The 18953-nt window shown below is 58.8% G+C and carries 17 protein-coding genes; 5 read left to right on the top strand and 12 right to left on the bottom strand.

Annotation, left to right across the window (positions count from 1 at the left end; translation table 11 throughout):
• Window positions 1-57 precede the first annotated feature (57 nt).
• The 6 genes from I2E69_RS03735 to rpsO form a co-directional block, all read right to left on the bottom strand.
• Window positions 58-612, bottom strand: coding sequence for an RNA polymerase sigma factor (locus I2E69_RS03735; protein WP_195458830.1), 555 nt, complete (start codon window positions 610-612; stop codon window positions 58-60).
• Entirely contained in the window at window positions 593-1162 is a 570-nt protein-coding gene (locus I2E69_RS03730) for a ferredoxin family protein (RefSeq protein ID WP_195458829.1), read from the bottom strand. Before I2E69_RS03730 ends, I2E69_RS03735 begins: the two co-directional genes overlap by 20 nt.
• Before the next feature lie 145 nt (window positions 1163-1307).
• Complete coding sequence (deoC, locus tag I2E69_RS03725) at window positions 1308-2189, bottom strand: deoxyribose-phosphate aldolase (RefSeq protein ID WP_195458828.1); 882 nt, start codon at window positions 2187-2189, stop codon at window positions 1308-1310.
• A gap of 232 nt (window positions 2190-2421) precedes the next feature.
• Window positions 2422-4143, bottom strand: a complete 1722-nt coding sequence (locus I2E69_RS03720; RefSeq protein WP_195458826.1) for a hypothetical protein — start codon at window positions 4141-4143, stop codon at window positions 2422-2424.
• 209 nt (window positions 4144-4352) lie between these two features.
• Window positions 4353-6596: a polyribonucleotide nucleotidyltransferase gene (pnp, locus tag I2E69_RS03715; RefSeq protein ID WP_195458824.1), complete on the bottom strand. Its 2244-nt coding sequence runs from the start codon at window positions 6594-6596 to the stop codon at window positions 4353-4355.
• Window positions 6597-6687: 91 nt separating this feature from the next.
• A complete protein-coding gene (gene rpsO / locus I2E69_RS03710) occupies window positions 6688-6960 on the bottom strand; it encodes a 30S ribosomal protein S15 (RefSeq protein ID WP_195458822.1) in 273 nt (90 codons plus the stop codon).
• A 190-nt stretch (window positions 6961-7150) separates the two neighbouring features.
• Here rpsO and I2E69_RS03705 point away from each other — a divergent pair, with 190 nt between their 5' ends.
• The 4 genes from I2E69_RS03705 (at window position 7151) to bla (ending at window position 10914) form a co-directional block, all read left to right on the top strand.
• Window positions 7151-8164, top strand: coding sequence for an FAD:protein FMN transferase (locus I2E69_RS03705; RefSeq protein ID WP_195458821.1), 1014 nt, complete (start codon window positions 7151-7153; stop codon window positions 8162-8164).
• Between the two features lie 7 nt (window positions 8165-8171).
• Window positions 8172-9041 (top strand): diacylglycerol/lipid kinase family protein, encoded by an 870-nt coding sequence (locus tag I2E69_RS03700; RefSeq protein ID WP_195458819.1) that lies wholly within the window; start codon window positions 8172-8174, stop codon window positions 9039-9041.
• A 68-nt stretch (window positions 9042-9109) separates the two neighbouring features.
• A complete protein-coding gene (locus tag I2E69_RS03695) occupies window positions 9110-10024 on the top strand; it encodes an AraC family transcriptional regulator (RefSeq protein ID WP_195458818.1) in 915 nt (304 codons plus the stop codon).
• 5 nt (window positions 10025-10029) lie between these two features.
• Window positions 10030-10914, top strand: coding sequence for a class A beta-lactamase, subclass A2 (gene bla, locus I2E69_RS03690; RefSeq protein ID WP_195458817.1), 885 nt, complete (start codon window positions 10030-10032; stop codon window positions 10912-10914).
• Window positions 10915-10951: 37 nt separating this feature from the next.
• Here the strand turns inward: bla and I2E69_RS03685 are convergent, their stop codons facing one another.
• A complete protein-coding gene (locus tag I2E69_RS03685) occupies window positions 10952-11479 on the bottom strand; it encodes a DJ-1/PfpI family protein (RefSeq protein ID WP_195458816.1) in 528 nt (175 codons plus the stop codon).
• A 166-nt stretch (window positions 11480-11645) separates the two neighbouring features.
• Between I2E69_RS03685 and I2E69_RS03680 the strand changes: the two genes are divergently transcribed.
• Window positions 11646-11993 carry a winged helix-turn-helix transcriptional regulator gene (locus I2E69_RS03680; protein WP_195458815.1) on the top strand — a complete coding sequence of 116 codons (348 nt, stop codon included), beginning with the start codon at window positions 11646-11648 and terminating at the stop codon, window positions 11991-11993.
• Here the strand turns inward: I2E69_RS03680 and rimI are convergent.
• The 5 genes from rimI to I2E69_RS03655 all read right to left on the bottom strand — a co-directional run bounded on the left by rimI (window position 11971) and on the right by I2E69_RS03655 (window position 18885).
• Window positions 11971-12438, bottom strand: a complete 468-nt coding sequence (rimI, locus tag I2E69_RS03675; RefSeq protein ID WP_195458814.1) for a ribosomal protein S18-alanine N-acetyltransferase — start codon at window positions 12436-12438, stop codon at window positions 11971-11973. The genes I2E69_RS03680 and rimI overlap by 23 nt on opposite strands.
• A complete protein-coding gene (locus I2E69_RS03670) occupies window positions 12435-13910 on the bottom strand; it encodes a RimK family protein (protein WP_195458813.1) in 1476 nt (491 codons plus the stop codon). Before I2E69_RS03670 ends, rimI begins: the two co-directional genes overlap by 4 nt.
• Window positions 13911-14035: 125 nt before the next feature.
• A complete protein-coding gene (locus I2E69_RS03665) occupies window positions 14036-15253 on the bottom strand; it encodes a glycoside hydrolase family 57 protein (protein WP_195458812.1) in 1218 nt (405 codons plus the stop codon).
• 8 nt (window positions 15254-15261) lie between these two features.
• The gene (locus I2E69_RS03660; protein ID WP_317191084.1) at window positions 15262-16581 is read right to left on the bottom strand and encodes a glycosyltransferase family 4 protein; all 1320 of its coding nucleotides are present in this window, start codon (window positions 16579-16581) and stop codon (window positions 15262-15264) included.
• Between the two features lie 174 nt (window positions 16582-16755).
• Window positions 16756-18885: a glycogen debranching enzyme N-terminal domain-containing protein gene (locus tag I2E69_RS03655; protein WP_195458811.1), complete on the bottom strand. Its 2130-nt coding sequence runs from the start codon at window positions 18883-18885 to the stop codon at window positions 16756-16758.
• Window positions 18886-18953 lie beyond the last annotated feature (68 nt).

The following is an 18953-nucleotide window of genomic DNA, read 5'->3' as shown; positions in this document are numbered from 1 at the left end:
TGCGGTCTGAAACAGCGGCCCCACACGGGGGCCGCTGTTTTGCGTGGTCTGGAAGGCTCAGTCCGTGAGGAAAGCCTCGTAGATTTCCGCCAACCGGCTGCGGAGGTATTTTACCGCATAATGTTTGCGCGACAGCAGGGTCGCCACCGGAATGCCCGTGTCTTCGGCGAGTTCCCGGAAGGTGAACCCTTCCATTTCAGTCAGGCAGAATACGTCGCGCTGGGCGGCGGGCAGTTCGCCCAGCGCCTTCTCGACCTCTTCCCAGACCAGTGCGCGGAGGTACTCCATTTCGGGCGAACTGCTGTCGTCGGCCAGCAGGGCCGTGATCTCGCTGACGAATCCGCTCTCGTCATCCGGGTCGCGGAGTTGGGGCATTCGTTCCTCGCGGCGTTTACGGCCGTGGTCGATGATGCGGTTGCGGGCCGTGCGGAAGAGCCATGCCGCGACCTGCCCGATGGGATTCACCGTGTCGGTCTGTACGAAGCGCATGAAAACCTCCTGCAGGATGTCTTCGCTTTCCGCTTCGGAGTCCACGCGCCGCGAAATAAAGGCCCGCAACTGCCGGCGGTAATTTTCGAATACCTCCGTGGGATTATTGTGCTGCGGCGTCATCTGCGGACTGTTCCCGTTCGCATAATTCCCGCATCCGGCGGCGGATGAACTCCCGCTTTTCGCTGTGCGACATGCCCCGCATCGCCTCGTGCAGGTGGCGGTGCTCCCGGCGCGACATGTGCGGACGGCCGAAACCTCCGCGGCCGAAGTGTCCGAAATGCCCGAAGAGCAGCCGCAGCAGTACCAGCAGGCCCAGCGATTGCCAGTAGTTGATGGCTTTCCAGCCCACGATCTCGGGAATCAGCGCATTCCACAGCCACATGGTCACGGCGACGCCCAGGGCGAGCAGGACCACGCCTCCCAGGGCGTATCCTGCAATTTTCAGTTTTTCTTTCATCGTATTGTTCGGTTTAAGTAAAATCGCATTGTTCGGGCATCGCCGTTCGCACCGTCCGCATTCCGTGCAGCGCGAAGCGTCTGCGACGTTGACGAAGCGGCATGCGCCGTTGTCGACCAGCTTGAGGACCCCGCTGCCGCAGACTTCGGTGCAGTAACCGCATCCGGAGCAGTCGAAGGTGTAAAGTACGATCTTTCGTTTTTGTGCTGTCATTGCCGCTGCGTTCTACTTATGCAGACGATCCGGCGGCCCGGATATTTTAAATCTTCGGCTTTTTTCGTTTCCGGGACCCTCCCGGATATGAAAAACAGCAGCCCGACAGGGCTGCTGCATACCGTTTTCGGGGCTTTCGGGCCGCCTAGAAATACTTGATCTCCACGCCTTCGATAGCCGAGAGGATGTTGTTTGCGGCCGAGGAGGCGCCGATGCGGAACAGGTCCGGCGTGAGCCACTCCTTGCCGAGAATCTCCTCGACGATCGTGTAGTAGAGCGCGGCATCCTGGGCCGTACGGACGCCGCCTGCGGCCTTGAAACCGACCTTGCGGCCCGTCTTGGCGTAATAGTCCCGGATTGCCTGGCACATCACTACGGCGGCTTCGGGCGTTGCCGCCACGTCGATCTTGCCCGTCGAGGTCTTCACGAAATCGGCTCCTGCGAACATCGAAAGCAACGATGCCTTGCGGATCAGGTCGGGCGTTTTCAGCGCTCCCGACTCGATGATCACCTTTAGGACCACGTCCTCGTCCATCTCCGTGCGGATTACCTCCACTTCGTTGGCGGCCTCGTCGTATTCGCCCGTGAGCATGCGGCCTACGTTGAGGACGATGTCCACTTCGTCGGCGCCGTTCTCCACGGCCATAGCCACTTCGAGGGCCTTCACTTCGAGGAAGGTCTGCGCCGCGGGGAATCCGCCGCCGACGCTCGTGATCTTCATCGGCGTGCCGTCCACAGCCAGCCCGACGGTCTCGACGAACGAAGGATAGATGCAGATCGAAGCCACATTGGGAATGTGGGGATATTTCTGGTAGAACTCCACGGTCTTGCGGGCGAACTCCGTGACGGAGGTCACCGAATCGTTGCACGACAGGGTCGTGATGTCGATGGCCGAATAGCAGAGTTTGTAAACTTCGGTGTTGTGGTTGCGGGCCTCGGCGACCTTGCGGATGCGGGCGACTTCTTCGTCGACTTGAGCTGCACTCCCGGCCGGGGCGTATTCTTTGAGATGGTTGGCGTATTCCATACGATCGTGTTTTTTACAAAATTAGAAAAATTATTCGATCCCGCATCGCTTCCGGATCAATTATTTTAACCGGTGTCCGCCGTGAACCGTTGTTGTCGGAACATACGCCGGAGCCGCTTTTTACAGTTACAACGTTCCCGCCCGCGCATTTGTTGCAGGGTACGCCGGATGAGATGCAAAAAAAGAGCCTGAACCGTAAACGGCCAGACTCTTTTTTATCGGGAGAAGCTGATTACTTCTTCAGTGCCTTCAGGTTGATGTCCTTAGCGGCCTTCTGAGCCAGCGCGGGGTTCTTCGAAACAGCGCTCTTCAACTGAGCCTCTGCAGCCTTCAGGTCGCCTTCCTTAGCGGCGATAACGGCACGCAGGTAGTCGGCGTCAGCCGAGTTGTCCTTGGCGATGGCCTTCTTGGCGCCGGCCAGGTCGTTCGACTGAACCAGGGCGATAGCCTCGTTGTAACCCTCGAGGTTCTTGGCAGCAGCCTTGTAATCGCCTTCGGCAGCAGCCATGGCAGCCTTGGCCTGAGCGTCGGCAGCGGCAGCGTACTTCTTGGCCTCAGCGGTGTTGCCGTTAGCCAGGTTGGCGAGCAGCAGGTTCTTGCTGAGCTCCTTCGACGAATCCAGCTTGGCAGCCTTCTCGAACGACTTCAGGGCGGCAGCCTTGTCGCCGGCCTGCGTCTGGGCAACGCCGAGGTTGTTCCATACACGGGCGTCGTTGAACTTCTTCGAAGCGGCGGTCAGGATAGCAACCTGCTCCTCAGCGCCGTTAGCCAGCTCCTGTGCGGCATAGAGATACTGCTCTACCGTCAGGTTGCCGCCGTTGCGGTAAGCGGCCATGATCTCAGCGTCGGTCAGACCCTGGAGGTCGGTGCTGTTGACGATCTGCGAGCGACGCAGCTCGGGAAGGATGTCCTTCTTCAGTTCGTTGAATACGCTCGACATATTCTTGATCTCGGTCTCACGCTCTGCGGGCGAGTTGTAGAGGCTCAGCACCTGGAGAATGAGGTTCTTGTCCTTGATGTCCGACTTCTCGACCAGTTCCTTGAAACCGTCCCAGTCTTCGCCGTAAGCGGCAGCGTCGATATCCAGGCCTGCATCCTTGAGCAGTTTAGCAACGACTTTCTTACCCGATTCGCTACGCGACTTCGAGAGTTTGTCGTTGAACTTCACCGGACCGTCGGGCGAAGCGTAACCCTTCACGGCGATGTTCTGCGTAGCGCGGTCGTTCGTGAGGTTCTTGTCTACGTTCTCCTTGAATGCGCCGAGGTTGGCGTTCTTCTCGTTCTTCTTCGTCACAACCGACGAGTTGATGGCGTAGAGCAGGTCGGTCTTGTCGACTACCGTCGTCACCTTCTTGTAGTTGTTGGCCATCTGATCCATCAGGTCGCCGTACTTGAGGTCCTTCTGCAGGGTGTTCAGACCGTAAGCTACCGTCAGGCCGAATTCCTTGTTGATGGCAGCCTTGGCAGCGGCGTCGTTGCCGGCCAGCACGGCAGCCTGCTCCTTGGTGGGAATGGCTCCGGTGTTCAGGTTCACGAGCACGAATTCCTTGGCCTTGCCTTTCGGGCACTTGATCTCGGCGCGGAGCTGCAGGGCGCACTGGTCCATGCGGGGATCGTACGGGAACTCAACGTGCTGCGTAAAATTGCCGCCGTTGCTCATGTCTACGACTGCATAGTTCTCGTCCACCTTCGAACCCTGGTAATATTTGGTGGCGCCGGCTACTTCGCCGCCTTCGAATACGATGACGGGGGTAACTTTGATGATGGCCTTCTTGTTGAAATACTCCACGGGGAAGGTAACATTGATGTCGGCGGCAACGATGCCGTTGTTCAGCGTCAGAATTTCGGGGGTGACCGTCAGCTTGATGTCGTCCCGGTTCTTCGCCATCTTCTTGAAGCAGTTACAGCTCGAGAATGCCAGTGCGGCAGCCACGAGCACAACGCTCAATTTCATTAAGTTTTTCATAATAGGTAAAAGTTAATGTGTTTATTTTTAATTGTTTGCCTCTCGTTTTTCGTTCGTGCAGTCCTGCTTCCGGGGCTTGACGCTTCCATTCAGGACCTCCGAACAGCGCAAATATAGAAAACTCTTGCTAATTCTGCAATATCCCGGACGGAAAAAAGAACAGCTTTTCGTCCGAAATATCCACATTTACAGCCATTTTACTCTTCCTTGTGTTCAGGACGCTCCCGACGCTCGCCGCGATCGCGGCGTTCGCCACGGTCTCCGCGCTCGGGACGCGGACGGCGTTCACGCTCCACATACCCTTCGGGTTTAGGCAGCAGCGCCTTGCGCGACAGCTTGAGTTTGTTGGTCTTGGGGTCTACGCCGATCAGCTTCACGTCGATCTCGTCACCCTCTTTCAGACCCGTCTCCTCCATGGTCTCGAAACGTTTGTAGTCGATCTCCGAGATGTGGAGCAGGGCGTCCTTGCCCGGCATGATCTCGACGAATGCGCCGAATGCGACGATCGAACGGACCTTGCCGTGGTAGGTCTCGCCTACTTCGGGAATGGCTACGATGGCCTTGATGCGGGCCAGCGCTCCGTCGAGAGCCTCCTTGTCGATGCCGAAGATATCTACGATACCCTTGTTGTCCACCTCCGTGATGGTGATGGTCGTGTTGGTGGTCTTCTGGATGTCCTGGATCACCTTTCCGCCCGGGCCGATAACCGGACCGATCATATCCTGCGGAATGACGATCTGTACGATGCGCGGTACGCAGGGCTTGTAGTCCTCGCGCGGCTCGGCGATGCACTCGGTGATCTTGCCGAGGATGTGCATGCGGCCTTTGCGGGCCTGCTCCAGTGCGGCGGCCAGCACCTCGTACGAGAGGCCGTCGACCTTGATATCCATCTGCGTGGCGGTGATACCGTCCTTGGTTCCCGTCACCTTGAAGTCCATGTCGCCCAGGTGGTCCTCATCGCCCAGGATGTCCGACAGCACGGCCCATTTGCCGGTTTCGGAATCCGAGATCAGGCCCATGGCGATACCCGATACGGGCTTCTTGAGCTTCACGCCGGCGTCCATCAGTGCGAGGGTTCCGGCGCAAACCGTAGCCATCGACGACGAACCGTTCGATTCGAGGATGTCCGATACGACACGTACGGCGTAGGGGTTGTCCTCGCCCATCGGGATCATCGGTTTCAGGGCGCGCCATGCCAGGTGGCCGTGGCCGATCTCGCGGCGGCTCAGACCGCGGGCGGCCTTGGCTTCGCCCGTCGAGAAGGGCGGGAAGTTATAATGGAGCACGAATTTCTCGGTTCCCTGTACGAGCACTTCGTCCTTGACCTTTTCGTCGAGCTTCGTGCCGAGCGTTACGGTCGTCAGCGACTGCGTTTCACCGCGGGTGAAGATCGCCGAGCCGTGGGCGGCGGGCAGGTAGCCCACCTCGCACCAGATCGGGCGGATTTCGTCGGTCTTGCGGCCGTCGAGACGCTGGCCCAGGTCGAGGACCATGTTGCGCATGGCCTTCTTCTGTACGTCGTCGTGGAAGTATTTGTGGATCAGCGGAGCTTTCTCCACCAGTTCCTCTTCCGAGTAGCGGGCTGCGAACTCGGCTTCGAGGGCGTTGAACTTGTCTTCGCGCTCGTGCTTCATCGTGCCGCTCGTAGCGATGGCGTAAGCCTTGTCGTAGAGCTCCTTGATGATCGTCTGGCGCAGTTCTTCGTCGTTGACCTCGTGGCAGTAGGTGCGTTTTACGTCCTTGCCCAGTTCCTTCGAAAGTTCGATCTGTACGGCGCAGTGCTTCTTGATCTCCTCATGCGCGAATTTGATGGCGCCGAGCATCACCTCTTCCGAAACCTCCTTCATCTCGCCCTCGACCATCAGGATGTTGTCGATCGTACCGCCGACCATGATGTCCAGGTCGACGTTCGCCATATCCGAGTAGTTGGGGTTGATGACGTACTGCCCGTCGATGCGGGCTACGCGAACCTCCGAAATGGGGCCGCCGAACGGAATGTCCGATACGGCGAGTGCTGCCGAAGCGGCCAGGCCGGCCAGTGCGTCGGGCTGAATATCCTTGTCCGCCGAAATGAGGTTGACTGTTACGTAAACTTCGGCGTGGTAATCCGCGGGGAACAGCGGGCGGAGTGCGCGATCGATCAGGCGGGCGACGAGCACCTCGCTGTCATTGGCCTTGCCTTCGCGTTTCATGAAACCTCCGGGGTAGCGGCCTACGGAGGCGTACTTCTCCTTGTATTCGACCTGGAGAGGCATAAAGTCGGTGTCGGGTTTTGCATCCTTTGCGGCCACGACGGTTCCGAGCAGCATCGTGTCGCCCATCTTGACGACGACCGAGCCGTCGGCCTGTTTGGCCAGTTTGCCCGTTTCGATCTCGATCTGGCGACCGTCGGCCAGCGTAATGATCTTGCGGACTGCGTTGTACAGCTTCTTTTCTTCCATAAAAAATTAAACCTATAGTGTTTTCAAATTGTTTCAGCAACGAAAATGAAGGCAACACCTCTTGGGCCTTGCCTTCATTTCTTCCTCGGGATTACTTACGGAGGTTGAGCGTCTTCACGATTGCGCGGTAGCGCTCGATGTCGATCTCCTTCAGGTACTCCAGCAACGCGCGGCGCTTGCCGACCAGGCGCAGCAGTGCGCGCTGGGTTCCGAAGTCGTGCTTGTTGCTTTTGAGGTGTTCCGTAAGGTGGCTGATACGGTAGGAAAACAACGCGATCTGACTCTCGGGCGAACCCGTGTCGGTGTTAGACTTGCCGTACTGGCCGAAAAGCTCCTGCTTTTTCTCAGCTGTTAAATAAGCCATTGTGTAAAATTTATTTACGTTCCACTCTACGACGCATCCCCCTTACCGTGGATAACGCCAGAGCGTTCGGCAAAGGTATGAAATAATTGAGAATTATACATTGAAAAATGAAAATTATTTACCTTTGGAGGCCGAAAAACGACAAGTTAACAGGGAAAATCGTATTTTTGCCGCTAAACAAGTGAAAATTATGGAGAAAACGGGTATGCGCTGGGCTTTTGCCGCGTTTGTCGCAGCGGTGCTGTGCGGCTGCGCGGGCCGGCCGGATTTCACCGTTGTCGACGGGGTGATGCTCGGCACGACGCTGCATGTGGTGGCCGATGTCAAGGGCGTCTCGTCGCAGGAGCTTTATGCGGCCGTCATGGAGCTGGACCGCGAGGCCAAGGCGTCGATGTCGATCTACGATCCGATGTCGCTGCTGAGCCGCCTGAACCGCAACGAAACCGACACCGTCGACCGGCATATCGCCTTTAACCTGCACCTGGCCGACAGCATTGGGGCCCTGAGCGACGGACGCTACGACGTGACCGTCAAACCGCTGGTCGAGGCGTGGGGCTTCGCCGGGAAGGAACGCACCGAACATCCGAACATCGATTCGATCCTCGAGTTCGTGGGGCGTGAAAAAGTGCGCGTCGCGGGCGGACGGCTGGTCAAGGACGACCCGCGCGTGCAGCTCGATTTCAACTCCGTGGCCAAAGGTTATACGGTCGACTTGCTGGCGGCGCTGGTCGAGAAATACGGCGCCGAAAACTATATCGTCGATATCGGCGGCGAGGTCCGCTGCCGGGGCGTCAACCGTCAGGGGCAGGCGTGGCGTATCGGCGTCGAAACGCCCTTCGACGGCAATATGTCGAACGGCGAATACCTTCAGAAACGGATTCAGATGACCGGCGGAGGAATGGCCACCTCGGGTAACTATCGTCGTTTCTACCTCGACAAGGAGGGCAACAAGGTCGCTCATACCATCGACCCGCGTACGGGCCGCAGCGCCCTTTCGCGCCTGCTGTCGGTGACCGTCGTTGCCCCGACCTGCGCCGAGGCCGACGCCATGGGGACGATGTTCCTGGCGATGGGCGCCGACGATGCGCTGGCGGCTGTCGGCCGGATGCCGGGCGTGAAGGCTTACTTTATCCTGGCCGGGGCCGGGGAGGACGAATACGAAGAGTATGTTTCGCCGGCGATGGAAGTGCTGGTTATGAAATAATGAGATCATGAAAACAGCGGTATTTCTCTACAATCCCGGGTCGGGCAAAGGAAAGATCGCCCGCAATGTCGGGTGCATCAGTACGATTTTCCAGGCTTACGGATACGAAATCACGCCGCAGCCGATCGATTTCACGGTCAATCCGTTCGACGGAAACGAGACGATCGGGCTGATGGTCGTCGCAGGCGGCGACGGCACGGTCAACTACGTGGTCAACGCCATGAAACGCAAGGGGCTGGACATTCCGCTCGGGGTGATTCCCGCCGGTACGGCCAACGATTTCGCCCGCGCGATCGGCATGTCGTGCGAACCGCTCGAAGCGGCGCGGCAGATCGCCTCGGGGGCCGTGGACCGGGTCGACGTAGGCCGGGTGAACGGGCTCTATTTCGTCAATATCTTTTCGTTCGGCATCTTCACCACCACGTCCCAGCATACGCCCGACAAACGCAAACACCGGATCGGTAAATTGGCCTATATCATCGAAGGAATCAAGGAGTTCCGTTCGATGCACGCCGTGCCGCTGGAGATTGTCGCCGACGGCGAACGGTTCGATCTGCGGTCGCTGATGGTGTTGATTTTCAACGGCGAGACCGCAGGCGGGTTCCACCTGGCGCGGCGTTCGTCGATACGCGACGGACTGTTCGACTGCCTGCTGTTGGAGAAGAAAAACTTCTTCCGCTCGACGCTGGCCATGTGCCGTTACCTGGCGGGCGGCAGTCCGAAAATCGTGCGCCACCTGCAGGTGCGGACGATCGACATCCGCTCGTCGGTCAACGAGCCGACGGATGTCGACGGACAGAAGGGCGCCGAATTCCCGTTGCATATCGAGTGTCTCGCCGGCGGCCTGCGCGTGATGTGCGCCCGGCAGCAGGGATAAGTTTTTTATCTCCCGCGCTTGCGATTTTAAGCGGTAATTGTTACTTTTGTCGGAAAAACTACGACGATATGGCGGATAACGGCAAAGCGACGCGTGGCGAAGGACGCGAAAGCCTGCGCAAAGTCTCCATCTCCCGCATCAAGAAGGAGATGAGCGATGTCTTTTACCTCTCGGACGATCTGGTAATCGCGGCGCTTTCGGCGCAGAACAACACTACGGCCGATTATCCGGCGACGATCGACGGCTTTTCGGCCATTGTCATGATGACGGGCGAGGCTACCGTGTCGATCGACATGGAGAATTACAACGTCAAACCCAACACCCTCGTCTTTTTCAATCCCGATTCGATCATCCGCACGGTGAAGTGTTCGTCCAACGCGGCGGCCTATTTCCTCGCCTTCTCCAAGTCGTTCGTCAATGAGATACAGATCGACCTTTCGACCTCGCTGCCGGTCTACATGCGCTTCGGCAAAGCCCCGGTGCTGGAGGTGACGCCGCAGGACGTGGACGAAATCCGGCAACTGTTCCAGTTGATCAAAACCATGCTGCGCAGCGACAAGGAGCGTTACCGCCACGAGATCATCCGCACGCTCTTTACGACGGCGTTCTACATCATCACCGAGATCAACCAGCGCGAGCAGCCCGGCGAAATGAAGCAGGGCCGCTGCGAGGTGCTTTTCGACGAGTTCATGTCGCTGCTGCAACAGTACAACAAAAAGGAACGCAACGTGAGCTTCTATGCCAAGCAGCTCAATATCACGCCCAAATACCTTTCGTCCGTCGTCAAGGAGGTGAGCGGCAAGACCGCTGCGCGGTGGATCGACGAATCGGTGATCCTCGAAGCTAAAGCCCTGCTGAAATATTCGGGCATGAGCATTCAGGAGATCGCCTACCACCTCAATTTTTCGACGCAGTCTTTCTTCGGCAAGTATTTCAAGCAGCACACCGGAACTTCCCCCTCGCGTTACAAGCGCAAAGGCTGACGGCGATGAGACGGTTTTTGCTCCTCTGCTGCTGTCTCCTGGCGGCTATGCCCCTTTCGTCCCGTACGGGAGCGCTCGAACGCGACATCCGCGTTGTGGCTGACAGCGTCCGCGCGACGGTGGGCGTCGCCGTGGTGTTCGGCGAAGGCGACACGCTCGTGATGAACAATGCGCACCGTTATCCCACGATGAGCGTCTATAAATTCCACCAGGCGCTGGCCCTGCTCGACAGCCTCGACCGCGCCGGCCTTCCGTTGACGACGCGCATCCCGGTCCTGCGCTCCGACCTGCTTTCCGATACTTGGTCGCCGCTGCGTGATGCCCGCCCCGAAGGCGGTTATGAACTCACGGCGGCGGAACTGCTGGATTACAGCGTTGCACAGAGCGACAACAACGTCTGCGACCTGCTTTTCCGGTTCCTGGGCGGACCTGAGACCGTAAACCGCTATGTCGCCCGGCTGGGCGTCGGCCGTACGGCGATCGTTGCCGACGAGGAGATGATGCACCGCCGTCCGGATAACCAGTATCTCAACTGGACCACGCCGCTGGCCGCCGTGCGGCTGCTCGAGCGCTTCCGCCGCGGCGAACTGCTCTCCGCCGAATACGGGGACTTTCTGCTGGAGACGATGTTCGGCACGACGACCGGTCCCGATAAACTCCGGGGACTGCTGCCTGCGGATGTCGCCGTAGCTCATAAAACGGGCAGCGCTTTCCGCGATGCGCAGGGCGTGATGGTCGCCGACAACGATATCGGCATTGTCCGCCTGCCCGACGGGCGCAGCTATTCGATAGCGGTCTTCGTCATGGATTCCCGCGAGGACGACCGGACCAACGCCGCCGTCATCGCCCGCATCTCGCGGCTCGTCTACGACTACGCCGTCCGGCGATAACGAAAAGCCCCTCCGGAAGAGGGGCTTTTTCAGGCGGTTATTTCAACGCTTCGACCACTTTCGGGAGCATCTCCGGAATGGCGTGTTCCTCCTGCGCGGTGAAGAAGTTGCCGTCGGTTTCATAGGCGGCGTCCGTTGCGACGGGACCCGTCACGGCGGCTTTGGCCAGCGGATGCACGGCGACCCGCCGCCCTGCGGCGACGCCCGCGAATCCGAACATCATTCCTGCGGCACAGTGGCCGATCATCAGCTTTCCCTTTTCGCCGAAGGTTTTCAGCACCTCCATCAGGTCCTTGTTCCAGGGTTCGCCGGCATGCTGTGCGAAGACCGGCACGGCGTCGCCGCAGGCGAATACGAGGGCGTCGTACTCGTCTTCATGGCCTTTGAGGTTGGCGATGACATCGTCGGCGGTCAGGCCGACGCCCGAATTGGTGCGGATTTCGCGGCTGTCGGCCACTGCGAAGAGGGTGTAGGGAATTTTGTTTTCGAAAAATGTTTCCAGATACTGGAACAGGCCCATCCCGTTCACGGGATTCACGGCCACGACGGCTGCTCGCTTTGCCATAGTCACAATTTTTTGAATGAAACGACAGTTATTTTAAGTAAGTTTATTACGTTTGTGAACAAATATACGATAAACCGTGCGTTCAAACAAGTACGCACGTAAAAATGAGTAGGTTACGAAAAAGTAACCGTTGTTGGAAATCAAAGGAATGGAAACGGAAAAAAGTTTGGAAAATTTTACGCCTACGGGATGTTGTCCGATCCGGGACATACTGAGCCGCCTGGGGGACAAGTGGTCGATGCTGGTATTGCTGACGCTCAATGCCAACGGGGTGATGCGTTTCAGCGAGATTCACCGCACGCTGGGCGACATTTCGCACCGGATGCTGACCGTCACGCTGCGGATGCTCGAAACCGACGGAATGGTCAGCCGCGAGGTCTATGCCGAGGTTCCGCCGCGCGTGGAGTATAGGCTGACGGAGCGGGGCCGGAGCCTGTTGCCCCACATCTTCGGGTTGGTGGAGTGGGCCGAGACGAACAAGGAGGCGATTCTCAGCGGCCGGGCGAAAGGCTGAGCGCCATGCGCCGGGCGTCGGCGCCGTCGTGGTAATAATCGCGCAACAGTTTCCCGGGCCGGAATCCGCTGCGGGTGTAGAGCCGTATGGCCGCGTCGTTGTCGGTGCGCACTTCGAGCGTCACTTCACGCAGCCCGAGCTGCCGGGCCAGCGCAATCGCCGCGTCTATCAGTGCCTGCCCGGCTCCGCAGCCGCGAGCCGCAGGGTCTACCGCCACGGAGTAGATGCGCAGGTTGCCCGCCGTGCGCCGCGCCAACAGCGAAATGTAACCGACGACCGCGCCGTTGAGGCAGGCCACGTAATTCGCCCCCTGCGCCTGCGTGAGCAGGTAGCGCAGTTGCCGCCGCGAGAAGGCCTCCTCTGCGGGAAAGCAGCGCCGTTCGACGGCCTCCACGGCATCGAGGTCCCCGGCGGCCGCCGGGCGTATTTCGACTGTGGGCGTCATTGTGCGTGCAGGCGGTTGAGGCAGTGGATGAAGTGGTTGAGGATGCGGTAATAGAGCTCGTCGCCCAGTACGGCGTCCTCCACTTCGTGATCGATCGACGGATTGTCGTTGATCTCGATCACCACGGCCTTGCCGTTGATGAGTTTCAGGTCTACGCCGTAGAGTCCCTTGCCGATCAGCGCCGCGGCTTTGACGGCCGTGTCGAGCACCTTCTGCGGGGCTTTGTAGATGGGCACGGTCTCCCAGGCGCCGCACAGGTTGCGTCCCGTGTCGTCGTGGGCGTGGTTGTAAATCTGCCAGTGGCCTTTGGCCATGAAATACTTGCAGGCGAAGAGCGGCTCGCCGTCCAGGAGGCCGATCCGCCAGTCGAATTCCGTGGGAATGAACTCCTGGGCCAGCAGCACGGCCGAGTGGGCGAACATTTCGTCGAGCGCCGCGCGCAGTTCTCCGGCGTTCGAGACCTTGTGCATCCCTACCGAGAACGATCCGTCGGGAATCTTGAGGATAAAGGGCGAGCCGAGCCGTTCGCTGATCTCTTCGTAGGTGTATTCGTTGCTGCGGAACAGCAGTTGCGAGGCCGGGGCCGGGATGCGGGCCTTTTCGAAAAGCTCGCTCAGGTAGACCTTGTTCGTGCAGCGGATGATCGACTCGGGATCGTCGATCACAGCGATGTCGTTCATCGCGGCCCGCTGTGCGAGGCGGTAGGTGTAGTGGTTGAGCGACGTGGTGGTGCGGATGAACAGCGCGTCGAACTCCATCAGCCGCGTGGCTTCCTCTTCGGTGATCAGTTCGGCGTGGATGTTCATCTTCCGGGCCACTTCGAGGAACTTGTTGAGGGCGTCCTTGTCGCTGGGCGGGAATTTCTCGTCGGGATCGTAGAGGATGGCGAGGTTGTAACGTGCGGGCTTTGCCGAGCGTGGCGAGCGCCACACCTTCTTGTTGAAGCAGTCGAGCGCATTTGCGAAGTCGTCCTGCTCGCTCTCCGAAAGCCGGTGCAGCGAAAGGGCCTGCACCGATTCGATCTGGTTGCGCGCATGGTTGTTCATCGTCACGCGCAGGATCGGGCAGGGATAGTGGTCGAAGATGAAGCGGGCGATCTTCTCCAGCCCCTTCTCGCGGCAGGTCCCGAAGTAGATGTTCAACTGCCAGATTTCGTCGGTGATGCGGTTGCGCTCGATCCATTGATGGCAGAGCTGCTGGAGGTTGCGGTTCATGCGTATTCCTGCGCCCGATTCGAGTTTGTTGAGGGTTTCGACCCCCGGCAGTACGCGGTGTCCGCGGGCCTGGGCCAGCAGCGAGCAATAGTAACCCTCGGAGTTGTAGCCGTATTCGTCGCTCAGGTTGATGACCAGTTTGGGAGTCCGCTCTCCGTAACGGTGTTCGAGGTAGTCGGTGGCGGTCATCAGCGAGTCGGTTTCGCAGTAGGGTTTCCAGTCGTTGAGGCTGTTCAGCAGGATGAAGACGCTATTCATGCATGTGTATTTTCAATGCGCCAAATGTAAGCAAATAAAACATACGCTGTACATCCTTTGCTCCGTTTTGCGAATAAAAAAAACGGGCTTCCGAAGAAACCCGTTTCTGATCGTTCCCAAGGCGCTCAGGCCCGCTTTTTAGCCGCCTTTTCCGCCACGGCCTTGTCCAGTTCGATGATGAAATCCGAAAGGACGTTCATGTAGTTGATGAAGGCGTCGTAAGCCGAGTCGTAGGGATTGAAATAGGAGTGTACGTCGCCGTCCGACAGCCATTTGGTAGCCATGTAGTAGAAATGGTCGGAGGTCTGCATGAAACTCCATACGTAGTCGAAATCGGGGTTTTTCAGCGCCGAGACCTTCTCTTTCTGGGCGTAGAGTTTCGAGAACGCCTCGTTCTGCAGTTCGTTGCCCAGCCATGCCGTCACGTCGCGCTCCTCGTCGGCCCACGACATCACGTGCGGGCAGTGGAGCACGGCGACGGGTTGGTATTTCTTCGCGGCTTCGGTCACCGTGGCGAACTCCAGGCCGTTCTTCTTGGCGAGGATCGCTTTGGGCAGCGCGCGCATGAATTCGAAGATGCCCGTGTCGGCGGTCTGATGCTCGCCGAAGGTCTCGTAGTCCATAAACAGGTTGATGACTTCGCCCGGCGTCTCGTCCGAGGCGAGCCACTGCACGTATTTCTCCGCCGTCAGGGGCCATTCGTCCCAGTTCTTGTTGGAGAAGCGGAAGGCGATGTCGTCCGAGAGCTTGTAGTTGCGCAGCAACAGGCGCAGTTTCTGGTCGATGGCGTTGGCATAGACGTAGTTGGGCGATTTCCAGCCCAGTACGTGCTTGGCGCCTTCGGCCAGCATCGTGCGGAAGCCCATGCCGGCCACCATCTCGCCGATCTCGTCCGAATAGATCAGCTCCGTGTTGCGGAATGCCGTGGGTTTCAGCCCGAATTCCTTTTTGATAAGGTTCGTGTGCAACTTGACTTGCTCCGTAAAATCCTCCTTCGAAGCCAGCGAGGCCAGCGAATGGGAGTAGGTTTCGGCGAGGAACTCCACGCAACCCGTCGCAGCCAGCTCCTTGAACGAATCGAGGACCTCGGGGGCGAAGGCGCGGAACTGTTCGATGGCGATGCCCGTGATCGAGAACGAGCAGCGGAACTTGCCTTTGTTCTCCTTGATGAGTTTGAGCAGCAGGGCGTTCATCGGCAGGTAGCACTGGCGGGCGACCTTCTGCATGATCGAACGGTTCATGAGGTCATCCAGGTAGTTGTGGTCCTTGCCCATGTTGAAGAAGCGGTATTTCTTCAGACGCCAGGGCTGGTGCACCTGAAAATAAAGACAGACGGTTTTCATGCGGGTTGCTATTTTAATTGTTTTTTATTCTCTTCGATCACGGCTTCGTAAACCGATTTGATCTTCGCCGCGGCGTCGTTCCACTTGAGGTTGGTCACCTCCTCGAGGCCTTTCGAGGCGAACATGTCCGACAGGGCCGGGTATTTGATCAGCCCGTAAATAGCGTCGGCCAGGGCGTCTACGTCCCAGTAGTCGACCTTCACGGCGTAATCCAGCACCTCGGCCACGCCGCTCTGCTTGGAGATGATCACCGGCACGTTCGAACGCATCGCTTCCAGCGGCGAGATGCCGAAGGGTTCCGAGACCGAGGGCATCACGTAGACATCCGACAGTTGGAACATCTTGTGTACGTCCTCGCCGCGGAGGAATCCCGTGAAGTGGAAACGGTCGGCGATGCCCAGCCTTGCCACGCGGCGGATGACGTGGTTCATCATATCGCCCGAACCGGCCATCACGAAGCGTACGTTGGGAACCCGCTTGAGGACCTTGGCGGCCGCTTCGACGAAGTAGTCGGGGCCTTTCTGGTAGGTGATACGGCCCAGGAACGTAACGATCTTGTCGTCGACGCCCCGCTCGGGCGTCTTGCCGCAGTTCTGGGCGAACCGCACGGCGTTGTGCACCGTGACGACCCGTTCGGCCGGAACGCCGTAGCGGTTGATGACGATATTGCGCGTGAGGTTCGAAACGGCGATCACGCGGTCGGCGGCGTGCATGCCGGCCCGCTCGATGGCGTAAACCTGCGAGTTGACGTTCTCGCCGCTGCGGTCGTATTCCGTGGCGTGCATGTGCACCACCAGCGGTTTCCCGGAAACGCGTTTTGCGGCGATCCCGGCATAATAAGTAAGCCAGTCGTGGGCATGGATCACGTCGAATTGTCCTTCGAGGTCCTTGGCTACCTGCGCGGCGACCACCGCATAACGGGCCACCTCCTCCATGAGGTTGGCGCCGTACTTGCCCGAGAAGGTGTAACGCTGTTTCCAGGCGTCGGTCGTTGACCAGGTTTTACGCCCCGATTTGACGTATTGCTCGTGGTAGGTTTCGTACTCCTCGGGAGAGATATAGGGGACCATGTTCGAGTCGATGTGGATGAAGGACATCTTTTCCAGAATATCGTCCGCGCCGCTGCCCGTCGAGCCGTACATGGCCTCCACCTCGCTGGCGTTCACTACGTGCGTGAAACGCTGGTCCTCGTCGCCGTACGCGTGCGGGACAATGAAGGTTACGTCGACACCGTTGCGCGCCAGTCCGCGGGTCATTCCGTAGCAGGCCGTTCCCAATCCGCCCGCAATGTGGGGCGGAAACTCCCATCCGAACATTAAAACTCTCATACCTTATCCTTTTTGTAAATTTATATTTTCGGCGGCCTTTGCGCTATCGGCGGTCGGATGTCTGCGGCTTTGGGCCGTGCTTCCGACTCTGACTTCTCTCCGAATCCCCTCCCTGGAAAGGGATTCGCCATCCGGCACAATTCCTCTTCACATTGTGCGCCCGGGCTGTCGTTGTTATTTCTTCTTTTCTGTCCCTTTCTTCGCTGTCGTTTTCTTTACCGTCTTTTTTGTGGTTTTTTCTTCGCTCCGGGGCGTTTTCGCCGCTTTTGCGGCGGGTTCTTTTGCCCCTATCTTTATAGGAACGCTTTTTGGGGCCTTTGCAGTCTTCGGATGCGCTGTTTTCGAAAGTTTTTCCGACTTTTCGGTCTTCTCTTCCGGCTTGTGCGCCAGGATCATGCCGTGAATGTCCAGCAGGGCCGCAACGCTCCAGGCCTGTGAAATGGCTCCGCGCGGTGCGAACGGGGGATCGGCGTCGAAAAGTTCGCCGATCGAACCGATGCCGTAGGTCTGGATGTCCTCGTCGAATCCGGCCAGGGCTTCTTCAGCCTGCTGCAGGAACGCGTCGCCGTTGACATCGAAGCAGGCCCTGACGTAGAACGACAGCAGCCAAGGCCATACCGAGCCGTTTTTGCCTGCGAAATCGCGTTCGGCAGGCGTGCCCTCCTGCGAACCCTTGTAGAGCGGGTTGCGGGGCGAGAGCGTGCGCAGTCCTTTCGGTGTCAGGAGGTGCTGCCGCACCGTGCGGATCACCTCCAGTTGGATCTGTTCGTCGGGCATCTTGTAAGGCAGCGCGCAGGCGATGATCATGTTCGGGCGGATATCCGTCGATGCGCCGCCGCAGCCCACGTAGTCGGCCAGATAGCCTTCGGACAGGGGGAACAGCGCGTTGAACGACGCCGCGGTGCGTTCGGGAAGTTTTTCCCACGCCTTGACGAATTTTTTGTCGTCCGCCTCGCCGGCAAGCCGGAGTGTATAGCAGACGGCATTGTACCACAGGGCGTTGACCTCTACCTGGTAGCCGTTGCGCGGGGTGACGGACCGTCCGCCGACGACCGAGTTCATCCATGTGAGGGGAACTTCGTCCGATGCGGCCCATACGAGTCCGTTGTCGTTCAGTACGACGCGGCCCGCAATGCCCCGTTTATAGGCTTCGAGCACCTGCTTCATGGCTTCTCCGTAGTGTTTCCAGATTTCCTTCGCTCCGATGTGCGCTTCGAGCCGTTGGAGGGTCCAGAAAAACCATAAGGGAGCGTCTGCGGCTACTGCGGCCGACGTGTTCCCGGCGAACATGCCGTCCTGCATGTCGCGCACCATCGTGTCGAGCGCGTCGATGCAGTCCTCCTTGTGGTCCTGCTCCAGGGTGATTCCCGGCAGCGCCACAAAGGTCTGGCGGCCCGAAACCCCGTGCCACGGGTAGCCCGAGACCACTTCCGTGCGGTTGCCCGGACGGCGGATCAGGAACTGGCGCGCCGAGTGCTCGAGGCAACTGATGAAGTCGATCTTGTGCGTGCGGCGCGCGATGGAGCCTTTGAAAACCTCTTCGATGGTTTTCGTCGAACCCATTTCGTCGAGGGATGCCGAGAAGATGATGCTTTCGCCCTTCTTGAGTTCGGTTTCGAAGTATCCCGTGGTCATCAGGTCCTCGTAGCCGTCGTAGCCCCGGGCGATGTCCTGGAGGTATTCGAAATTGTAGTACCAGTCGGGGGCCGGCACGAACTCCGCACCAGGTTTGCTGGTCTGCATGTAGAGCCACGGGAACGACCTGTAAAGGCGGCACTTTACGCCGTTGACCGCCGGGTAGGAGTGCCCGTCGGCCTCCATGTTGGCGTGGGTCAGGGCATGTTTGTCGCGAAAAGCGAGGAAGGGGCGCAGGCGCAGGCGCGTTTCGGAATGCGCGTCGACGAGCGTATAGCGGATCATCAGTTGCGTGCGCTTGTGAATCCACAGCATCTCCTTCCGGAGGATCACGCCGCCCACACGGTAGGTGATCGTGGGGGTGGGCGTGTACTCGAAATCGGTGATATATTTGTGGCCGCGCGGCTCGTAGGTTCCCTGGAAACGGTGCAGCGCCAGGTTGAATGTCTGGTCGTGCTGGATAATCGTTTCGTCGAGCGCCGACAGCAGGACATAAGTCCGGTCGCTGTCGTCGATCGGGGCCACCATCAGGCCGTGGTAACGGCGGGTGTTGCAGCAGACGATGGTCGTGCTCATGTAACCGCCGATACGGTCCGTTGCAAGCATTTCGCGCTGGAGCGAGTACTCCAGATTGCCCAATTCGCTTTTGTCGAAAGTAAGTGCTGACATATCGCTTTAAAATACAGTTCGTCCATTAAAGGTATTAAAATTCCCGGACTGTTACAACTAATTATTGC

The sequence above is a fragment of the Alistipes sp. D31t1_170403_E11 genome, from assembly GCF_015553985.1.
Taxonomy (GTDB): Bacteria; Bacteroidota; Bacteroidia; order Bacteroidales; family Rikenellaceae; genus Alistipes; species Alistipes montrealensis.
Note: the sequence above shows the minus strand (reverse complement) of the source record. Positions and strands in the feature narration are given on the sequence as shown.